The organism is Rugosimonospora africana (assembly GCF_016862975.1).
Lineage (GTDB): Bacteria > Actinomycetota > Actinomycetes > Mycobacteriales > Micromonosporaceae > Rugosimonospora > Rugosimonospora africana.
Map to the genome: position 1 here is coordinate 73922 of NZ_BONZ01000032.1, position 17294 is coordinate 91215.

Below are 17294 nucleotides of genomic sequence, written 5' to 3' on the forward strand. Positions count from 1 at the left end.
TGTGTCACTCATGCCCGAGCTGCCGCCGCATGTTCTGTTCGGCGCCGCCTACTACCACGAATACCAGCCGTACGAACGCCTGAAGACCGACCTCGACCTGATGGCCGAGGCGCACTTCACCGTCATCCGGGTGGGCGAGTCCGTCTGGTCCACCTGGGAGCCGGAGAACGACCGGTTCGAGCTCGACTGGCTGCAGCCCGTGCTCGACGGCGCGCACGAGCGGGGCATCTCGGTCATCCTGGGTACGCCGACGTACGCGGTACCCCCGTGGCTGGTGCGGCTGTATCCGGAGATCGCCGGCGAGCGGCGCACCGGGCAGCGCATCCCGTGGGGGGCGCGGCAGGAGGTCGACTTCACGAATCCCGCGTTCCGCTTCCACGCCGAGCGGATCATCCGCCGGATCGTGGCGCGCTACGCCGACCACCCGGCCGTCATCGGGTTCCAGGTGGACAACGAGCCCGGCCTGGAACTCTTCCACAACCACGGCGTGTTCCAGCGGTTCACCGACTACCTGCGCCACACCTACGGCGACGTGGACACGCTCAACCGGGAGTGGGGCCTCGTCTACTGGTCTCACCGCCTGTCGACCTGGGCCGACCTGTGGACTCCCGAGGGCAACGCCCAGCCGCAGTACGACGTTGCCTGGCGCCGGTTCCAGGCCGAGCAGACCACCGAGTTCATCGGCTGGCAGGCCGACATCGTCCGCGAGTACGCCCGCCCGGACCAGTTCGTCACCACCTGCCTCGCGTACGAGCGGCCGGCCCTTGAGGACGATGAGCTGACCGACCGGCTCGACGTCACGGCCGGCAACCCGTACTACCGGATGCAGGACGGGCTGGAGCGGCCGGGGCACGACGGCGACCCGCAGCGCTGGATGACCAGCGGGACCTGGGCGCTCTACCTGAGCGCGGACCGCATGTACTCCTCCAGGCAGGAGCCGTTCCTGGTCACGGAGACCAACGCGGGCAACATCAGCGTTCCGTGGGACAACCGGCCCGCCTATGACGGACAGTGGCGCCAGGCCGCCTGGGCCCTCGTCTCGCGGGGCGCCCGGATGGTCGAGTACTGGCACTGGCACACCCTGCACTTCGGCGCGGAGACCTACTGGGGCGGCATCCTGCCGCACAGCGGGCGACCCGGCCGGACGTACCGGGAACTCGCCCGGCTGGGCGCCGAGTTCCGGGCCGCCGGCGACCTCGTCGCGGGGCTCACCCCGGACGCCGACATCACGGTGGCCTTCTCGATGCCGAGCAAGTGGCTCATGCAGAAGTACCCCGCCCTGGCGCATCGCGACGGCAGCCCCGACGAGCGCGCCTACCAGGGCCTCTTCGACCCCTTCTACCGCGGTGCCTTCGACGCGGGACTGCAGGTGCGCATCGTGCACGCCCGGCAGCTCATCGACCCGGCCGGGCGGCGCGCCGGTACCACGCCGGAGCAGGCCGTGCGGCAGCACCGGGTACTCGTGGTGCCCGGGCTGTACCTGGCCGACGATGCCACGCTCGACTGGCTCAGGGCGTACGCCGAGGCCGGGGGGCACCTCGTCCTCGCCCCCCGCACCGGCTACGCCGACCAGGAAGGCCGGGCTCGCGCCGAGCGCGTGCCGGCGCGCCTCGCCGACGCGGCCGGCGTCTGGTACGACGAGTTCAGCAACCTCACCGAGGACATACCCGTACTCGCCGCCGGCGACCACCTGGCGCTCGACGGCGGATCCCGCGCGACCCGATGGGTCGACGGCCTGCAGGTCTCCACGGCGACGGTCCTTGCCACCTACCGGCACCCGCACTTCGGTCAGTGGCCCGCCGTCACCACCCGCCAGGCCGGCAGCGGACGCATCACCTACGTGGGCACGGTGCCCAACGGCGACCTCGCCAGGGCACTGATGGCGTGGCTCGCTCCGGCCGGCGACCGCCCATGGCGGAACCTACCCGCAAGCGTCACCGCCACCGGTGCCACGGCACGGGACGGCCGGCGGGTCCGCTTCATCCACAACTGGTCCTTCACGCCCATTGCCATCCGGCTGCCCGTCGCGGCGACCGACGCCCTCGGCGACGACCGGTACGCGGCAGGAGACGAACTCCACCTGGGCGCGTGGGACGTACGCGTGCTTGTCGAACACACCCCACAGTCCCGTTGACCGGCAAGGAGCCCACCCCGATGAAACGTGTCGTCACGCTGGCCGCCCTCGCGGCGGCCGCCGTCCTCGCCGCACCGGCCGCCCCGGCGGTCGCCGCCGGCACCACCTACTACGTCGACTGCGGCGCCGCGACCAACGGCAGCGGTACGTCGGCCAGCCCGTGGAACAACCTCACGACGGTGTCGGCCTTCGCCTTCGTGGCCGGTGACTCCATCCTGCTCAAGCGCGGCACGACCTGCACCGGTGCGTTCGCGTTCAACCGATCCGGCACGGCGACCAGCCCGATCACGATCGACGCGTACGGCACCGGAGCCCTGCCGGTCATCGACGGCAACGGTGCCCAGACCGCGGTCACACTGACCAACCCGAACTACCTGACGGTCGCCGACCTGGAGATCCGGCACAGTACTCGCTGGGGCCTGCTCGCCACCAGCTCCACCACGGCCACCGTCACCGGCCTGACGCTGCGCGGGTTGACCGTGCACGACGTCGACGGCGGCACGATGGACCAGAAGTACACCGGTCTGGTCGTCGTCATGCCCGGCGTCACCGGCGGCAGGTTCGACCACGTCACGATCGACAGTGTCACCGCCTACGACACCACCATGTGGGCCGGCATCATGGTGTGGGGCGAGTGGATCGACGGCGACCGCCAATGGTCCAGGCACGCTCAGGACGTGACCAAGCGCAGCTCAAACATCCTGATCCAGAACTCGACCGCGCACGACACGTTCGGCGACGGCATCGTCGCGTACATGGGCTCGAACGTGACGCTCCAGCACAACGTCGCGTACCTGACCGGCCAGCAGCCGACGCAGACGATCGGGACACCGAACGCCATCTGGACGTGGGCCAGCAACGACGTCGTGGTGCAGTACAACGAGGCGTACGACAACAACTCGCCGGGCTCCGACGGCGGCGGCTTCGACATCGACTACTGGAGCACCAACACCACCGTCCAATACAACTACGCGCACGACAACGCGGCGTACTGCGTCGGCGTCTTCGGCGCGGAGAAGGTCGCCACGGTCAACTCGATCGTCCGGTACAACATCTGCGCCAACAACGGGTTCGAGTCGACCCGCGACGGTGCCGAGGAAATCGACATCGCGACGTGGGACGGCGGCAAGATCTCCGGCCTGCAGATCTACGGCAACACCGTCTACACCACGGAGCGGGGCGTCATCGGAACCACCACCAACGTGCCGACTCCCACGTTCGTCGCCGGGCAGCCGCTGCTCTTCAAAGACAACCTGGTGGTGTCCACCGTGGCGAACGTGCTCGGGGCCGGCATGGCGCAGGTCCCGTTCGACCGCGACGACAACCTGTACTACTACACCGGCGGCTCGTTCTCCTCGGGCGAGGCGCACAGCGTCCACAACCAGAACCCGCTGGTGAACTCGCTCGGGTATCACGCGGTGGGCATGCCGACCACGCAGTGGACACTCCAGGCGGGATCGCCGGCAATCAACGCCGGCGCCACGATCGCCGGCGCCCCGACCACCGACTTCTTCGGCCACACCGTGCCGCTGGGCGGCGCGACCGACATCGGAGCCGACGAGGCGCGGTAACGCGCGGAACCCCGCGCGACGAAGGCTGCGGTCTGACGATCGACGTCAGACCGCAGCCCCGTTCGGGTCGTCCACTCGTGGCGGCCCCGGCCGGCCGCCCGGCGCGGCTGCCGTGCGGCGACAAGGCTAGCGGTAGCCGGCCGCGGTGATGTTGGCCTGGACCGCGTTCTCGGTGGCGTCCGACGGGTAGCCGGAGGTCATCACGCCCTCGTAGAAGGTGCCGGCGGAGCCGTTGCTGTTGTCGCCGCCGATACCGAGGATGATGGCCCCCTGCTTCTTCATCGGGTTGTAACCCGAGACGTTGGGGCGCAGGCCGTCGTAGAAGGTCGACAGCCCGCCGGACTGGGCGTTGCCGCCGCGGATGGCCCAGTGGTTCGGCTCGCCCTTGATGATGGCGGTGGTGTAGCGGTAGTTGACGGTCGGGTCGTTGGCGTTGTATCCGGCGTTCCGGCCGGAGTACAGGCCGTTCTCCATGTCCGCCATGATCCAGGGGCCGTTGCCGGTGCCGTACCCCCAGACCTTGATGTTGCCGAAGTAGATGGCTTCCATGGTCCCGTTGCCGTCGTCGCGGCTGTTCGTCTCGGCGTTGCCGTAGTCGAAGCAACAGCCGCCGTTGTAGTGCGTGCCGTCGAAGATGGCGTACATGCCCTCCGGCTGGTCGCCGGTCGCGATGCCGTGCGTGCTGTTGTTGCGGTACCCGGTGCCGGCGGCCACGTAGACGCCGTACGCCTTGTGCCCGCCCACGGTGGTTGGCGCCGCGGTCGCGTTGGCGAGGTTGTCGTAGCCACCGGCGGCGGGGCCGGAGAAGCCGCCGGGAGGCGCCTGGGTCAGCGGGTTACCGCGACCGGACTGGTCGTAGATGATGGTGATGAGGCAGGTCGTGTTGGCGCAGAACGAGTCCTGGGTGGCCGCGTTGGCGGCCCCGCCGGCACTGAGCACACCGATGTCCCGGGTGGTGTTGTCCGACGCGCGGCGGACCTGGTAGAGCGGCCCGGTGTAGGCGGCGTACAGCGCCCGGGTGGTGCTGTGCGCTGCCACACACGGCGTACCACCCGCCGCATAGATGTCGCACGGCTGCTGGGCCGGCGGAGGTCCGGAGGTCCGCGACGGGGTCGGTGTCGGTGACGTCGGTGTCGGCGACGCCGGGGGACTCGGCGAGCCGGACGTCGGGGGCGTGCTGACACCGCCGGTGCAGGTGACGCCGTTGAGCGCGAAGCTCGACGGCGCCGGGTTGCTGGTGTTCCAGGTCCCGTTGAACCCGAAGCTCGCGCTCGCTCCGGTGGGGATGCTGGCGTTGTAGGACGCGTTGGTCACGGTGACCTGGCTGCCGGACTGGGTGTAGGAGCCGTTCCACAGTTGGGTGATGGTCTGGCCGGCGCCGAATGACCAGGTCAGCCGCCAGCCGTTGATCGGGTCTCCGAGGTTGTTGACGCTCACGCTTGCCCCGAAGCCGCCCTGCCACTGCGTGGTCACCGTGTAGGTGACCTGACAGCCGGCGGCGGCGGCCGACGCGAACTGCGTGCTCGCCAGGCCGGCGCCGGCGAGCGCTACGGCCGTTGTGACGGCCACCGCCCATCGCCGGCGGGAAATGCCGTGTCGCACGGGGTTGCTCCAATCTCTGGGGTGAACAGGCATCCGCAGGTGGCCTGACGGTAGGCGCCAGCCCCACCGTTAGCCTCCGGAGTCCCCGGCGGTCTCCCTTGCCGGCTTCATCGATATGACGTCGATGTTACCGGTAACATACATCGACGAATGAGAATCGCAAAGCGGTCGCCGCCAATCAAGGGCGTCGATCGATGCCACGTCCGGGCGCCGGCGATCGTCCGGAGATCGGTGTGTCCCTCGTCCGAACGACGGGAAAAGTGAGCGAATTCGCACGACGGGGCGATGCGTCTCGCCCGTCCCGCGAGTCATATCTTTCGTAACGCCCGCTGCTGACGATGAAGCCGGCGACGATGAAGGAGCCAAGCATGACCACCTGGGCCACCGACCTCCAGACCATCACGCTGTTCGTGGAGGATCTACCCGCCAGTAAACGGTTCTATCTGGACGTCTTCGCTCTTCCCGTGCACTTCGAGGACGCGGAGAGCGTCGTGTTCAAAATCGGTACCGTTCTGGTCAATCTGCTGACCGTCAGCGCGGCGCCGGAGCTTGTCGAGCCCGCCGCGGTGGGCGCCGCCGGGGCGGGGACCCGATTCGTCCTCACCATCCAGGTCGACGACGTCGACGCTGTCGCGGCGGAGGTTGTCAGCCGTGGTGCGAAGCTGTTGAACGGGCCCATCGACCGTCCGTGGGGTGTTCGTACCGCGAGTTTCACCGACCCCAGCGGATATGTCTGGGAAATCGCGTCGTAGAGCCCACCCGGACCGGCCCGCCCCTGGCACGCGGATCAGCCCGGGTGGCGGGCCTGCTGGCGGAACGCGCTCGGTGACACGCCGAACCGCTCGCGGAACTGGCGGCTGAAGTAGTACGGCGACGAGAAGCCGATGTCGGTGGCGATCCGGCCGATCGGCCGGTCGGTGAACTCCAGCAGCGACGCGGCCTTGCGCAGCCGCATGGCCAGCGCCACGTTCACGATCGAGTCGCCGATCTCCTGCCGGAACAGGTGGGCCAGCCGGGACGGGGACAGCGAGACGATCCGGGCCAGCGCGTCCACGGACATCGGCCGGCTCAGGTCGGCGGCGATCGTGTCGAGCACCTGCTGCACCCGGCTGTCGAGGGCGGGACGCTGCTGGAGTTCGTGCTCGACGACGGCGAGCAGCAGCAGCTCCTCGATGGCGTTGAGGGCCAGTTCGCTGGCGAGCGCGCCGCTCACCTCGCGGGCACCGACCGGTACCCGGCCCTGGGGGGTGTCCAGCGTGGCCACCATGGCGTACCGGTGGACCCGCTCGAACGCCCCGACGGCTTGACCGAACCGGTCCCGGGTACCGAACCGGGTGAGGCTGAACCCGGGCGCCAGCTGCGGTATCCGCCACCACGCGTACCACGCCGGACGGGGCTGGAAGTGCGCCCACCAGTAGCCCCAGATTCCGTCGTCGGACGAGGCGTAGTGCTGCACCGTGCCCGGCGCGATGAGCACCAGGTCGCCCGGGCCGGCGACGGTGACCGAATCGCCGACCCGAAAGTCGGCGGTACCGGAGATGGTGAGGCTGAGCATCCAGTTGCGGGCGCCCCGCTCCCGGTACACCGTGAAGCCCGGCTTCTCGTCGAACCGTCCGGCGGACAACAGGTCCGGTGACGGCAACTCGGTATACACGGTGGACGAGCTATCCCCACCGACAGGATTGTGTAACAGCACAGCCACCACCTGTATTGGATACCCGCATGGGCGATCATACCTTTCGATCCAGCGCAGCAGTTCTGTGCATCTTCGCGACGACAGGAGGCTCGACGTGCGACATCGATGGTGGCGAGCGCTGGCCGCGGCGGCGCTCGTAGTACCGGGCGTGGTCATCGCGTCCGTGGCCACAACCGCGACCGCGGCGCAGGCCGCGACCGCACCGGTTCTCTCCGCGTCCGCGCTGTCGGTGATGACGCTGACCGACGCGGGCAGCTTTCCCACGATCACCGGGTACCGCGCCGCCGACGAGGCGTCCAGCCGGCCGTTCTCGGTGGTACGGATGAGCACCCTGATCGCCGGGGGCTACGCCACCCGTGCGGTGTGCCACCCGACCGACCTGACAGTCACCTCCGCTGTCGCCGGCTTCTGCTGGGACAGCACCGACGACACCACGACGAAGTGGTACCCGCAGGGCGTCACCGGCAGTGGCGACGGGATGAATGGCACGACACTGTACCCGCCGTGCGACGGCTGCGCCGGCCGCAAGGTCGTCGCGGTCAGCTGGCACAGCGGGGCGGGGTACGCGCCGTACGGCAACGACGGGCTGGCCCGGGTCACGTTCGCCGATGTCACCAACGGCGACACCGGCGCACCGTACCGGCACGCGCTGCTCGTGGAGCCGGATGGCACGGCGGCCGGATACCACGCGATCGCCAGCCATGCCGACGGCATCCTGTGGTACGGCGACAAGCTCATCCTGGTGACCGGCGGCGACCGGGACGCCAGTGGTGCCGGCCGGGTGGTCCGGGTCTTCGACCTCACCCACTTCTGGCAGATGTCCAGCACCACCTCCGGCGCCGTGGGGTGCACCGCGACGGCGTGCTCGGCGGCATACTCGCTGTTCGCGCTGCCCGAGGTCGGCTACTACCAGTTCCCGGACGGGGCGATCTGCGACCCGCTGCGCAACGGCACGGCGGCCTCGCTCACCCATCCGTGTCTCGACAGCATCTCGCTGGACCGCTCGACATCCCCCGCCTCCGTCATCACCACCGAGTACGACGACCAGGGGCCGCAGGGCCGCATCCTGCGCTGGCCGCTGGATGCCGAGACCGCGACCGCGCCGCTGAAGCCGGACGCCGACGGGTACGTGCGACCCGACCAGGGTTGGACCTCCCCGGTGTACCGGATGCAGGGCGCGGCGTTCACCGGCATCCACGGGGTCGTCGAGGGGCTGTGCCCCAACGGCGCCCCGCCGGTGTCCTCGATGCCCGACGATCCGGCGCACGACGCGGTCATCCACGGCTTCGCGAAGTCCTGTCTGCACAAGGCGACGATCTCCGCGGACGGCTCGCTCGACGTGCACTACTGGACCACCACGATGGAAAACGCCGAGAACGTCAGCTACTGGCCGTCCAGTGGCGAACTGTGGGTGATGAACGAGTTCCGGGGCTCGACCGACACTCAGGTCAGCCCGCCCGTGGCGTACCCCGGCGACCGGCTGGTTCTGGCCATCCACTGTCCGGACCTGACATGTTCCTAGCAGGCGCCGGTGGCTAGTTCGACCAGTCCGCTGCGCGGCACCCGGAGCCGGGTCAGCCCCGGCTCCAGGTGCCGCGGGTGCCCGGTCACCGCGCGGCCCCGATCGTCCACGATGGACACGACTTCGGCCCGTACCCCCGCCGCCAGATCGACCACCAGGCTCGCCGCACCGGTCGCGTTGACCAGCGTGACGCGGGGCCCGTCCTGAGCGTCGACCGCCACCGGCAGGTCCCCGTACACGGCCGCGACCAGTTCGCCCGCGCCCCGGCTGCGGACCAGCGGATAGTTCAGGTCCGGCCGGCTCGGTTCGATCCGCCCGTACAGCAGCGTCTCCGCGTGCTCGTCCATGAACCGCAACCAGAACGACAGCATCTCGCGCTGCCCGTCCGGAAGCGCGGCCAGCTCCACCGATACCTGCGGCACCGAGAACAGCGCGCCGAGCAGATGCTCCGCGGCCACCTCCGGCGGCGCCGCCGGATCCCACAGCAGCGGATCGGAGTGCACCGTGCGCCCCGGCAGCAGCATGCGCAGGTCGAGGGTGCGGGTGCGATTGTCGACCAGATCCATCGGGCAGTCACAGGCGCGGAACAGGTTGCCGTACCGCTGGATGCGGGGTCCCGTGTAATTCTGGCGGAACTCCAGCAGCACGTCCGGCCGGTGCTCGGACAGGCGCTCGTACAGCTCGCGCAGCCACAGCTCGACCCCACTCTCCACATCGGACACGTCCGCGCCCGGGCCGGCCGGTGGTGGGTCGTCGACCAGCCAGGCGTCCAGGAAGTCGAGCTTGAGGCCGTCGAGGTCGGCCGTCTTCAGCAGTGTCACGCAGGTGTCGGTGAGGTGCGCGCGCACCTCCGGGAAGCGCGGGTCGAGGATGTCCGCGTCACCGGCCGGCAGCGAGCCGAGCGTCTGGTGGCCGAACCGGGCCTGGAGCGGGCTGCGCCGGCCCAGCAGCGACGGTGCCAGCCACAGGAGATAGGCCATGCCGTCCGCGCGCGCGGCCCGCACGTGCGCGGCGAAGTCGCCCATCTTCGTCGGCTCGACCCGCCATTCGCCGCAGTACCAGTACCCGCGCGAGGTGTCCGCGGTCTGCCAGCCGTCGTCCACGATGATGTTCCGGAATCCGAGGTCGTGGGCGAGCGCCGTGGTCCGCTCGATGCTCGCCGCGGTCAGCCCCTGATGCATGCTGTACCAGGTGCAGTACGTCGCGCCGCGGCCCTGGTCCGGGGCCGGCCCGGGCGGCGGACCGGGAAGCATCGAGTCCCACCAGCCGGCGACGTCCGCCAGCGCGGTCCAGTACGGCACCGGCCGGCGGTCCAGCCGCAACACCACCTCGTACGGCTCGTCGCCGGGCGGCACGTGGACCACCGAGGTACCCCGGAACCGGGTGGACTCTTCCCGGACACCTTCGCGCCGTACCTCGACCCGGTGCAGCGTCTCGGACAGCGCCCAGGTCACCACGTTGCCGTCGACGCCGTCCACCAGGCACCCCACCGGCGCCGAGCGCAGCAGGCTGACCGAGCGGCGCGACGCCCACTCGGCGGGCATGTGCCGGCGCAGGCCCCAGTCCGGTTGCCAGTACACGATCCCGCCGCCCACCGGCGCCTGCCAGTCCAGGGTCAGCGGCGTGACGGCCGCCCGACCGCCGGCCAACCGTACCGTCACCGCGAGGACGCCGGGCTCCGGCTCGTCGACACTGGTCTCCGGAGTCGGGCCACCCTCGCCGCTCCCGACATCGACGGCGCTGCCGACGTGGAAGGCGCTGCCGACGTGGAAGGCGATCCCGCCGAGGTCGAGCGAGTCGGCCGGCGGAGGCGCGGTGGTCAGGGTCACCGGATCGGTGGACATGTGGTGCTCACTCACCTTCTGCGGGCGTGTCCATTGTGGACTGTAAGATGTCGACTAGTCTGGCTCGGCGCGTCTGGCGCCGCGCCGCGACCCGGACCAGTCGCTAGTCTGGCTCACTGTCGGCTGCGCCTCGCGGGGCTCAGCCGTTCTGGTCGATGAGCTGGTTGAGCTGGGCGACCAGGCCGTCGACGGTCTGCTTCACCCCGGTCTGGCCCTGGAACATGGTCTGGAACGCGTTGCTGATCGCGAGCGAGGCCGCGTTCCAGACCGGGGTGATCGGCATCGGCACGCTCGCGCCGGCCGCCGCGTCCACGAACGGCTGAAGGTTCTGACCCTTGCCCTTCCAGTAGTCCAGATACCCCTGGGCGAGGGACTTGTTGGCCGGCCACACGTACCCGCCGCCCGCCATGATCTGCTGCGACTGCGATGAGCCGAGCCACTTGATCAGCTCCCAGGCCGCCGTCTTGTTCTTCGAGTGCTTGTTCAGCGCGAACGACAGCCCGTTCACGTTGACCACCCGACCCTTCGGCCCGGACGGCAACGCGGTCACGCCGACCGTGAAGGTACCCTTGCCCACCACGTACGGCAGGAGTGCGTTCACCGCCGGGTACAGCCCGACCTGACCGCGGTTGAACAGGTCGAGCGCCGCGCCCTCCGACGGCGCGGGGGCCACGTGCCACTTGTTGATGAGGTCGTACTGCCACTGGAGCGCGGCGAGCGCGGCGGGCTGGTCGAAGGCGAACTTGCCGAACGGCGCGGTCATGAAGCTGCCGCCGTTTTCCGGGATCCAGCTGATGTACTGGGTCTGGTCGTGGTTCTCGGCCATGAAGCCCCACTGCTTGACGTGCTTCGGGTCGAAGCCGGGGTCGGTGGGGTGCCGGCCGTTGGTGTCGACCGTGAGCTTCTGCAGGATCGGCAGCAGCGTGCCGGAGCCGTCCGGTGCCCAGGTCAGCTCGGCGGGCAGCGTCACGCCGGCCTTGTCACACAGATCCTTGTTGTAGACCATCGAGGCGATGCCGAAGTCCGCCGGTATGCCGTAGTGGTGGTTCTGGTACATGTAGGCCGACGTGACCTGCGGGTAGAACTGGTTGAGGTCGAACGAGTCCTTCTGGATCAGCGGATCGAGGTTCTCGATGACGCCCTGCTTCACCAGTTGCGGGAAGTAGGGGACGGTGTCCCAGAACACGTCCGCGCCGGTGCCCGCCGCCGACTCGGTGATGATCTTCGTCCAGTACTGCGCGAAGGGCAGCATCTCGAGCTTCACCTTGATGGTCGGGTGTGCCGTCATGAAGGCGTTGACCGACTTCTGGTATCCGGGCTGCTGCTCCTCGTCCCAGATGCGGAACACCACGGTGCCGCTGCCGTTGCCGTTACCGCCGTCGCTGTTGCCGCAGGCGGACATGCCGGCGGCGGCGAGGGCAGCGGCCGGTGCGGCCGCGAGAAGATGGCGACGTTTGATACCCATGGGTCGAACTCCTTAGCAGACAGGTGGGGGGTGTGGCGCGAGTCATTTCATGCCGGGGTCACTTCATGCCGGTCAGCACGATGGACCGCACGATCGTGCGTTGGAACAGCAGGAAGATGACGATGAGCGGAACGAGCGCGACGAAGCTCCCGGCCATCATCAGGTTGTAGTCGGCGCCGAGATTGCCCTGCAGCGACGCGATGCCGACGGTGACGAGCTTCGTGTTGTCGCCGCTGGTGATGATCAGCGGCCAGAGGAAGTTGTGCCACGCGAAGACCGTGGTGAGGATCGTCAGGGTACCCAGGGCCGGGCGACTCAGCGGTACGAAGATGCGCAGCAGGATGGTCAGCGTACCGGCGCCGTCGATGCGCGCCGCGTCCTCCAGGTCGGCGGGTAGGCCGCGGAAGAACTGGCGCATCAGGAAGATGCCGTACGGCGAGCCGAGAATGTACGGCGCCATGAGCCCGAACCAGGTGTCGATCCAGCCGATCTGCCGCATGATGAGGTACAGCGGGATCATCGTCACCACGTTCGGCACCATCATCGTCGCCAGGTACGCCCAGAACAGCACGTCGCGCCCGACGAACCGCAGGCGTGCGAAGGCGTACGCGGCGAACGTGGTGAAGACCAGTTGCCCGGCCGTGAGGATCACGGTGAACAGCACCGTGTGCCACAGGTAGGCGAGGAAGCTGATGTCGGCGATCTTCCCGTTGAACAACCGGATGTAGTTGCTCAGCGTTCCGGGGACCGCCGGCAGCCAGGGCGACACGCTGTTGAGCTGAGGCGCCGTCTTCAACGACGTGAGGACGACCATCAGGTACGGGAACAGGGTCAGCACCGCGCCGACGATCAGCACCAGGTACAGCAGGGCACGCGAAACTATTCTTCTGGACCGCATCCGGGGAATCCCTCTCACCCGTGCTCGTAGGTGGTGCGCTTGCGGAAGTAGAGAACCTGCGCCAGCGTCAGGACGAGCAGCAGCCCGAACAGGAGCATGGCGATGGCCGACGCGTACCCGTCGTCGAAGAGCTGGAACGCGGTGCTGTAGATCTTGAAGTTCAGCACCGCGGTCGCGTTGCCGGGCCCGCCGTAGTTGGGTGCGGTCATCGAGTACACGGTGTCGAACACCTGGAACGAACCGATGACGCTGGTGACCAGGACGAAGAACATGGTCGGCCGCAGCAGCGGCAGGGTGATCCGGAAGAACTGCTGCACCGGTGTGGCGCCGTCGACCCGGGCGGCCTCGTAGAGGTGGTCGGGGATGCCCTGGAGCCCGGCGAGGAAGAACAGCATGGTGTACCCGGCGCTGCTCCAGATCCCGACGATCGCGACCGTGGGCAGCGCGAGCGTCGTGGACTGGAGCCAGTTGACGGCGTCGACGCCGAACAGCGCGAGGAAGGCGTTGACCGCACCGTGCCGACCGTCGAAGATCCAGCGCCAGACGACGCCCATCACGACCGGGGTGGCCATCCACGGCACCACGTACACGGCGCGCAGCACCTTCACGCCGCGCAACCGGGTGTTGAGCATGACCGCCAGCAGGAGCGCGAGCACGGTCTGTACCGGGATGGTGAGCACGACGTAAGCGAACGTCACCAGCACCGAGTGCCAGACGCTGCCGTCGTGCGCCATCCGGCGGTAGTTGGCCAGGCCGATGAACTTCGGTGAGGACAGCAGGTTCCACCGGAACAGGCTGATCACCGCGACGATGACGACGGGGGCGAGCAGGAACGCCAGGACGCCGAGCAGGCTCGGGCCGATGAGCGCGTACGCGGTCAGGGTGGCCCGCAGCCGCTGGACCCGGCGGCCGCCGCGACCGGGCGGCGCCGCCGTACCCGGTCCGGCGTTACCCGGTTCGGCGTTACCCGGTCCGGCGGCGTCCGCCGGGGTGGCGGTGGGCTTCGCCGGTACGTTCGTGGACGGGGGCTGTATCGGTGCGCTCACGTCGATGACCTACACATAGTTGCTCCTCCTTCCGGCGCTGATGGCTCCGGCGGAGCCCCGTCACGCTGGAAATCGTTGGCAACGTCCGAGCTTATTGCCATCAGAGGTTAGGTACCGTCCGTACCCGACCCCATGCAGCAAGCGGCCGGCCCTTTGCATAATCCTGCTATCCGGGCCGTCAGACGCCGCGCGGTCGGAGCCTCAGCAGTGCTGGCCGCGCCCCCGAGACCTCACGAGGACTCGTCCCCGGCGGGCGGGTGAGTGGCCGCCCAGGCTACCTGGGGCGAGCCCGCCAGCGGAGAGGTATCGAAGTACCTGACCTCGTAGACGCGCTCGGTGAACTTCCAGCCGTCCGGGGTGCGCCGGTAGCGGTCGTGGAACAGCGCGTAGTTGAAGACCGAGCTGCCGTCGCGCAGGCGTCCGAGCTCGCAGATGTAGGCACGGCCGGACGCGGTGTCGCCGTCAAGCTGGATCGCGCCCGGATGCGTGGTCTGCACGAAGTACTCCCACTCGCTCGCCAGCCGCTCGGTCCCGGCGCGGATCTCCTCCCGACCAGTCTGCTCGATGTCGGCGTCGGGGATCCGGTACACGGCGTCGTCGGTGAACAGCGACGCGAAGCGGTCGTAGTCGCTCATCATCGCCGCGTCGCTGAACTCGCCACGCAGCGCCTCGATCTCGATGCGGTCAGCAATGGCCCGCAGGTCATTCATGGGGATTCCTCCTGTGCGGTCGAACCGGCTTCCCACCCGGTGGACGGTGTTCGTCTCGGTAGTACCGACAGGCCGATCCCTCGGAATGTCAGGTCGGTGTCCGGGTTCAGCAGGTGGGTGTCCCCGCACAGAGCCGGGCGGCCGCGCGCCGGCCGACCTGTTCGGCAGCGTCGTTCGTACCGGCCCACTCGAACTCGGTCACGAGGTCACCCTGCCGTACGAACACGTAGTCGACCGGGTCGCTTTGTATCGCCGGTCCGCCGGCTCTAATTTCGATGCGGACAAGTAGTGAGTCCTGGCCAGCGAATCGCGCAACGGTGGTGACCGAGGCGTTCGGATAGGGTGAGCAGTCGGCGACGGCGGTGCGGACCTGGTTCAGGTACTGGGCCGCGTCCGCGGGGCGGTAGCGCGCCACCCACTGGTCCGTCACCACGAGGTCTTCGGCCGCCGTCAGGTACCGCAGGCCGCGTTCCATCGGGACCAGCGTCGAGCGGCGTGGGGGAGTGTTGCGGCAGGCCAGACCCGCCTCGTCGGCAAAGGCTGATTCCCCGCCGTCGACGACCGGACGTTCCAGCCGGACATTCCCGCGGTCGACGTCCGTGGGCTGTAGAAACATGGCATCTGTGATCGTCGGCGATGCGGACGGCGATGCCGTCGCCGACGACGACGCGGATGCGACCGCGCCGGGCGCCGGCGCGTCCGACACCCTCGAACCCGAGGGCACCCGGGGACCGTCGACCGTGGTCAGTACGACCCCGCCCAAGACCACCCCGGCCGCCGCGCACACGGCCACCGCCGTACCGGCCCACGTGCGCCAAACGCGGCGGCGTGCCCGGACGCGGATCTGACCGACCGGTGCCCAACGGGTGTGTGTCATGTCGTCGAGCAAGTCGTTGAACATCGGGTCAGGCATGGGTCGCCTCCTCGGGGATGTCTTGGCCCAGCAGGGCGGCCAGCGATCTGCGGCCCCGCACGAGGCGTGCCTTCACCGTGTTGGCGGACACGCCGGTTTCCGCGGCGACGGCGGTGACGGGTAGATCGAGTAGGTGGTGCAACACCACCGCGTGACGCTCCTCCGGACTCACCGCCGGCCACCGTTGCCACGCCTTGACGTATGCCTCCTGCGCCGTGTCCTGGGCTTCCGCGCGATCGCCACACATCGCGTACAAGAAGGCCCCCACCCGGTGGCGAGTCTGTTCGTAGAACTCGGCGAAACTGTCGTCGACCACCCTCACTCCCATCTCCGCGTCACCACTAACACACCCCAGCCACACGCCCGGTTGACGAAACCCGTCGTGAAAACCACGACAACCGCCAACGGCTCACCACCCCTGCCGCGGGGTGGATCTGACTGGCTTTGTGGGTGCGAGGCGACCGGTCACCCGATCGCCTCGCACGTCTCATTGCCCGTGGTTGGCCGGGAGTGGCTCCATCGCCTGCCCGTGGGTGGCCGGGAGCGGCTTCATCGCCTGCGTGTGAGTGGACGGGAACGGCTGTGCGTCATCCCCGTGGTTGATGGGACGGGGGCGTACGCCCTGCCCGTTGGTGACCGGGAAGGGCTGGACACCCTCACCCTGGTGTACGGGGAACGGTTTGACCGTGAACGACGGCGTCGCCCACGCCGCGCGGCTCGGTACCGCCAGCAGACAGGTGGCCAGGCCGGCCAGGGCTGCGCCGGCCAGAGACGTGCGTAGCATCGAGAGCTTCCTTTCGTTGGAGACCCTCAGTGGTACGGGCCGGCGCGGGGTGCGGGCAATCATTTGACGATTCGGTCAAGCGCCTTGGACCGCGGTCAGCTCAGCACTTCCAGCAGTGCGGTCCCCGCATCGGTGCGCGTCGCCAGCACGGCCTGGCCGCGGCGTTCCCGGCCGATCAGGCCGGCCCGGGCGAGCAGATCACAGTGGCGGGTCACCGCGCCCGGCGTGACGTTGAGATGGGCCGCCAGCGCCGTCATCGTCATCGGGACTTCCAGGCGGCGCAGCAGCGCGGCGCGCGCGGCGCCGAGCACCAGGCCGAGCCGATCGGCGCCGCCGGCACGGGCGGGCCCGGCCATGGCCTGGCCCCGGACCGGGTAGGCGACACCCAACAGGTCGGGCTCGCTGTGGTGGATGAACAGGGTGTCCGCACTGACCACCGACGGCACCAGGACCAGCCGCCGCCCGCGCGGCTCGATCGGGTCGCTGCGGTCACCGTCCACATAGAACGCGCCGTCGACGTAGCTCAACCGCCGGCTCAGGGTGTTGAAGACGGTGTCCAGGCCGCCCCGCACGTACGCCACCCCCACCCGCTCGGTCTCCCGGTCGACCAGCGGGCGCACCGTCGTCCACCACGCCCCTAGCAGCAGCCAAGCGGCATCGGTGGCCTCGGCATAGCCGTCCAGCCAGCGTCGGGCGCGATCGGCGACCAGCCGCCATCCGCCCGCTGCCGGTCCCATTCCGGCGATGTCGGCGACCAGGTCGTCGGGCGGGTAGTCACGCAGCCGCCGCACCTGTTCGCCCACGCTCACGTCCCGGCGCGGCGGGATAGGCACCAGCGCGCTGGGCACCAACCCGAGCTGGCCCCGCCGGGCCGGCTCCAGCACGCGGGCCCGCCTACCCAGCGCCGCGCGCAGCGGGTCCAGGACGGGCGGCGCCAACGCCCGCGACTGCCCACTCACTGCGTCCCGCATCAGCAGGTACACCGACTGCAACGGAGAAACCACCACCGAGACGTCGGGCATCGTCGTACCGGGCGCGAATCCCCCCATACCCGGAGTATGCCCCGCGACGGCAACCCGATCTGTGAAGCACCGAGGACCTCCGGGGTG

The 17294-nt window shown here is 69.2% G+C and carries 16 protein-coding genes; 5 read left to right on the forward strand and 11 right to left on the reverse strand.

Features of this window, described 5'->3' with window-relative positions:
* Positions 1-10 precede the first annotated feature (10 nt).
* A complete protein-coding gene (locus Raf01_RS17120) occupies positions 11-2134 on the forward strand; it encodes a beta-galactosidase (RefSeq protein ID WP_203918898.1) in 2124 nt (707 codons plus the stop codon).
* A gap of 20 nt (positions 2135-2154) precedes the next feature.
* Complete coding sequence (locus Raf01_RS17125) at positions 2155-3705, forward strand: right-handed parallel beta-helix repeat-containing protein (protein ID WP_203918899.1); 1551 nt, start codon at positions 2155-2157, stop codon at positions 3703-3705.
* A 126-nt stretch (positions 3706-3831) separates the two neighbouring features.
* Here the strand turns inward: Raf01_RS17125 and Raf01_RS17130 are convergent, their stop codons facing one another.
* Positions 3832-5274 carry an arabinofuranosidase catalytic domain-containing protein gene (locus tag Raf01_RS17130; protein ID WP_308442654.1) on the reverse strand — a complete coding sequence of 481 codons (1443 nt, stop codon included), beginning with the start codon at positions 5272-5274 and terminating at the stop codon, positions 3832-3834.
* A 401-nt stretch (positions 5275-5675) separates the two neighbouring features.
* On the opposite strand from Raf01_RS17130, the gene Raf01_RS17135 reads away from it, so the two are divergent.
* On the forward strand, positions 5676-6059 hold the full coding sequence (locus tag Raf01_RS17135) for a VOC family protein (RefSeq protein WP_203918901.1): 384 nt from the start codon (positions 5676-5678) through the stop codon (positions 6057-6059).
* Between the two features lie 35 nt (positions 6060-6094).
* Here the strand turns inward: Raf01_RS17135 and Raf01_RS17140 are convergent, their stop codons facing one another.
* Positions 6095-6961, reverse strand: coding sequence for a helix-turn-helix domain-containing protein (locus Raf01_RS17140; RefSeq protein WP_203918902.1), 867 nt, complete (start codon positions 6959-6961; stop codon positions 6095-6097).
* A 136-nt stretch (positions 6962-7097) separates the two neighbouring features.
* Here Raf01_RS17140 and Raf01_RS17145 point away from each other — a divergent pair, with 136 nt between their 5' ends.
* A complete protein-coding gene (locus Raf01_RS17145; RefSeq protein ID WP_203918903.1) occupies positions 7098-8525 on the forward strand; it encodes a hypothetical protein in 1428 nt (475 codons plus the stop codon).
* Here Raf01_RS17145 and Raf01_RS17150 read toward each other — a convergent pair.
* From Raf01_RS17150 to Raf01_RS17175, 6 genes are all read right to left on the reverse strand, one after another.
* The gene (locus tag Raf01_RS17150; RefSeq protein ID WP_203918904.1) at positions 8522-10369 is read right to left on the reverse strand and encodes a glycoside hydrolase family 36 protein; all 1848 of its coding nucleotides are present in this window, start codon (positions 10367-10369) and stop codon (positions 8522-8524) included. The genes Raf01_RS17145 and Raf01_RS17150 overlap by 4 nt on opposite strands.
* A gap of 139 nt (positions 10370-10508) precedes the next feature.
* On the reverse strand, positions 10509-11834 hold the full coding sequence (locus tag Raf01_RS17155) for an ABC transporter substrate-binding protein (protein ID WP_203918905.1): 1326 nt from the start codon (positions 11832-11834) through the stop codon (positions 10509-10511).
* 58 nt (positions 11835-11892) lie between these two features.
* Positions 11893-12732 carry a carbohydrate ABC transporter permease gene (locus Raf01_RS17160; RefSeq protein WP_203918906.1) on the reverse strand — a complete coding sequence of 280 codons (840 nt, stop codon included), beginning with the start codon at positions 12730-12732 and terminating at the stop codon, positions 11893-11895.
* A 14-nt stretch (positions 12733-12746) separates the two neighbouring features.
* Entirely contained in the window at positions 12747-13778 is a 1032-nt protein-coding gene (locus tag Raf01_RS17165) for a carbohydrate ABC transporter permease (RefSeq protein WP_239133674.1), read from the reverse strand.
* A gap of 230 nt (positions 13779-14008) precedes the next feature.
* The gene (locus tag Raf01_RS17170; RefSeq protein ID WP_203918907.1) at positions 14009-14488 is read right to left on the reverse strand and encodes a nuclear transport factor 2 family protein; all 480 of its coding nucleotides are present in this window, start codon (positions 14486-14488) and stop codon (positions 14009-14011) included.
* Between the two features lie 106 nt (positions 14489-14594).
* The gene (locus Raf01_RS17175) at positions 14595-15104 is read right to left on the reverse strand and encodes a hypothetical protein (RefSeq protein ID WP_203918908.1); all 510 of its coding nucleotides are present in this window, start codon (positions 15102-15104) and stop codon (positions 14595-14597) included.
* Here Raf01_RS17175 and Raf01_RS17180 point away from each other — a divergent pair.
* Positions 15103-15336 carry a hypothetical protein gene (locus Raf01_RS17180; RefSeq protein WP_203918909.1) on the forward strand — a complete coding sequence of 78 codons (234 nt, stop codon included), beginning with the start codon at positions 15103-15105 and terminating at the stop codon, positions 15334-15336. The genes Raf01_RS17175 and Raf01_RS17180 overlap by 2 nt on opposite strands.
* A gap of 57 nt (positions 15337-15393) precedes the next feature.
* On the opposite strand, the gene Raf01_RS17185 is transcribed toward Raf01_RS17180, so the two are convergent.
* The 3 genes from Raf01_RS17185 to Raf01_RS17195 form a co-directional block, all read right to left on the reverse strand.
* A complete protein-coding gene (locus tag Raf01_RS17185) occupies positions 15394-15717 on the reverse strand; it encodes an RNA polymerase sigma factor (protein ID WP_239133675.1) in 324 nt (107 codons plus the stop codon).
* Between the two features lie 171 nt (positions 15718-15888).
* A complete protein-coding gene (locus Raf01_RS17190; protein ID WP_203918911.1) occupies positions 15889-16185 on the reverse strand; it encodes a hypothetical protein in 297 nt (98 codons plus the stop codon).
* Positions 16186-16280: 95 nt separating this feature from the next.
* On the reverse strand, positions 16281-17234 hold the full coding sequence (locus Raf01_RS17195; RefSeq protein WP_203918912.1) for a MarR family transcriptional regulator: 954 nt from the start codon (positions 17232-17234) through the stop codon (positions 16281-16283).
* Between the last annotated feature and the right edge of the window lie 60 nt (positions 17235-17294).

What these genes read in the sequence shown, in the direction of transcription:
- Raf01_RS17120 (WP_203918898.1), top strand. Translation starts at nt 11, where the DNA reads ATGCCCGAGCTGCCGCCGCATGTTCTGTTCGGCGCCGCCTACTACCAC.
- Raf01_RS17125 (WP_203918899.1), top strand. Translation starts at nt 2,155, where the DNA reads ATGAAACGTGTCGTCACGCTGGCCGCCCTCGCGGCGGCCGCCGTCCTC.
- Raf01_RS17135 (WP_203918901.1), top strand. Translation starts at nt 5,676, where the DNA reads ATGACCACCTGGGCCACCGACCTCCAGACCATCACGCTGTTCGTGGAG.
- Raf01_RS17150 (WP_203918904.1), bottom strand. Translation starts at nt 10,369, where the DNA reads ATGTCCACCGATCCGGTGACCCTGACCACCGCGCCTCCGCCGGCCGAC.
- Raf01_RS17155 (WP_203918905.1), bottom strand. Translation starts at nt 11,834, where the DNA reads ATGGGTATCAAACGTCGCCATCTTCTCGCGGCCGCACCGGCCGCTGCC.
- Raf01_RS17160 (WP_203918906.1), bottom strand. Translation starts at nt 12,732, where the DNA reads ATGCGGTCCAGAAGAATAGTTTCGCGTGCCCTGCTGTACCTGGTGCTG.
- Raf01_RS17170 (WP_203918907.1), bottom strand. Translation starts at nt 14,488, where the DNA reads ATGAATGACCTGCGGGCCATTGCTGACCGCATCGAGATCGAGGCGCTG.
- Raf01_RS17180 (WP_203918909.1), top strand. Translation starts at nt 15,103, where the DNA reads ATGGCATCTGTGATCGTCGGCGATGCGGACGGCGATGCCGTCGCCGAC.
- Raf01_RS17175 (WP_203918908.1), bottom strand. Translation starts at nt 15,104, where the DNA reads ATGTTTCTACAGCCCACGGACGTCGACCGCGGGAATGTCCGGCTGGAA.
- Raf01_RS17190 (WP_203918911.1), bottom strand. Translation starts at nt 16,185, where the DNA reads ATGCTACGCACGTCTCTGGCCGGCGCAGCCCTGGCCGGCCTGGCCACC.
- Raf01_RS17195 (WP_203918912.1), bottom strand. Translation starts at nt 17,234, where the DNA reads ATGGGGGGATTCGCGCCCGGTACGACGATGCCCGACGTCTCGGTGGTG.